Below are 420 nucleotides of genomic sequence, written 5' to 3'. Positions count from 1 at the left end.
GGCTACAGATGCTAATGGTTGTACTAAATCGATAACGGTTACTATCAATGCAGCTCCTGATGCAATCGCTTTCACAGCAACGCCTACTCAACCTAAATGTTTTGGTGAAAAAGGATCGGTGGTTTTAAGTACTCCAACTGGTGGAACTGGAAACATTACTTTCAATAATACTGCAACTACTGACTTAGCTTCGGGTGATTATACTTATACGGCTACAGATGCTAATGGTTGTACTAAATCGATAACGGTTACTATCAATGCAGCTCCTGATGCAATTGCTTTCACAGCAACTCCTACTCAACCTAAATGTGCAGGTGAAAAAGGATCGGTGGTTTTAAGTACTCCAACGGGTGGAACTGGAACAATTACTTTTAACACTACAGCAACTACTGACTTAGCGGCTGGCGAATATACTTATAC

The 420-nt window shown here is 41.0% G+C and carries 1 protein-coding gene; it reads left to right on the top strand.

What is annotated here, in order from left to right; all coding sequences use genetic code 11:
• The coding region (locus AAGV28_RS15420; RefSeq protein ID WP_373407643.1) for a hypothetical protein at window positions 1–420 on the top strand (420 nt) is incomplete at both ends.

The sequence above is a fragment of the Flavobacterium zubiriense genome (assembly GCF_041729725.1).
Classification (GTDB): Bacteria; Bacteroidota; Bacteroidia; order Flavobacteriales; family Flavobacteriaceae; genus Flavobacterium; species Flavobacterium zubiriense.
Note: the sequence above shows the minus strand (reverse complement) of the source record. Positions and strands in the feature narration are given on the sequence as shown.